1 protein-coding gene is annotated in these 1,124 nt (G+C 66.4%); it reads right to left on the bottom strand.

Going from position 1 to position 1,124, the window contains the following annotated elements; genetic code table 11:
- The coding region (locus tag ABB30_RS15405; protein ID WP_211263509.1) for a hemagglutinin repeat-containing protein at nucleotides 1-1,124 on the bottom strand (1,124 nt) is incomplete at both ends.

Here is a 1,124-nt window from a genome sequence, read left to right as displayed (position 1 = left end):
GCCTGGATGCCGCTCTGCTCGCCCACGGCCTGGTAGTTGCCGTCGGCATGGCCACCACTGGCATAGCCACTGGCATCCCAGGCCGTGCCGAAGGAGACCTGGACCCGGCCACCCACCTGGCTGTTTTTGGATTCGCTCTGCGCCACATCCTGCAGTGACTCGATGGTGAGCGTGCCGCCGGTGGTGACGTCGATGCGGTCCGCCGTGGCCGTGGCACCACGCAGGGTGGTGTCACCGGCGGCCTGCAGCGAAATCTGCTGGCCGCTGAGCGTGGTGTTGTGCCAGGTGTTGCTGGTCGCGTTGGAACGCGAACTTCCCACGCTGGCCTCGGCATAGGCGTACGCGCCGGTCTGTGCGCCGACCGCGACGCCCATGCCGACCTCCGCATCGGCATTGCTGCTCTGGCTGCGGTCAGCCAACTGCGACTTGCCCGCTTCCAGCAGGATGTCGCCTGCCGAATCCAGGCTGAGGCTGTTGCCGGCACTCAGGTTGCCCTGCACCACGTGGATATCGCCACCGGTGCTGGTCAGGTTGAGGTTGCCACCGGCCTGCAGGGTGGAGCCCTGGGAAACCACGCTGTGGCTGTCGGCGCTGCTGCTGGCCGATTTGAAACCAATGCCGGCCTCGGCAGCCGCCAGGGTGCCGCTGCCACCTGCGCCGGAAACGGCTGCGATGGCACTGGCGGCCTGGTAGGCATTGGCCGCTGCGGCCATGCCCTGCATCTGCTGCAGCCGGCCATCGGACTGCCGCGCCGCATCGACGTTGTTGACCAGGTCGATGAGGGGCGATTTGACCCGGGCAAACGCGCCGATCTTCAGGTCGTCATCGCGCGAGGAGGCATGCCCGGTTTCATCGGCAGTGAGCAGCTCGATGCTGGTGGCCGTGATGTTGATGTCCTGCGCGGCCACCACGTTGCTGGCGATCTGGCTGTAGCTGCCACCGGCACTGAGGTTGACGCTGCCGCCCAGGCTGCCAATGTTGCTGGCCACCTGCGACACCTGGGCGCTGTCATCCTCGTGCTGCTGGCGGTGCCAACCGGAGAACTTCTCGGTATCGGAAATCTGCACCGTACCGATGGCCTTGCTCTGCGCGGTCTTGGCATTGCCCAACATTGCCTGGCCACT

The sequence above is a fragment of the Stenotrophomonas ginsengisoli genome (assembly GCF_001431485.1).
In the GTDB taxonomy this organism is placed as follows: domain Bacteria; phylum Pseudomonadota; class Gammaproteobacteria; order Xanthomonadales; family Xanthomonadaceae; genus Stenotrophomonas; species Stenotrophomonas ginsengisoli.
Note: the sequence above shows the minus strand (reverse complement) of the source record. Positions and strands in the feature narration are given on the sequence as shown.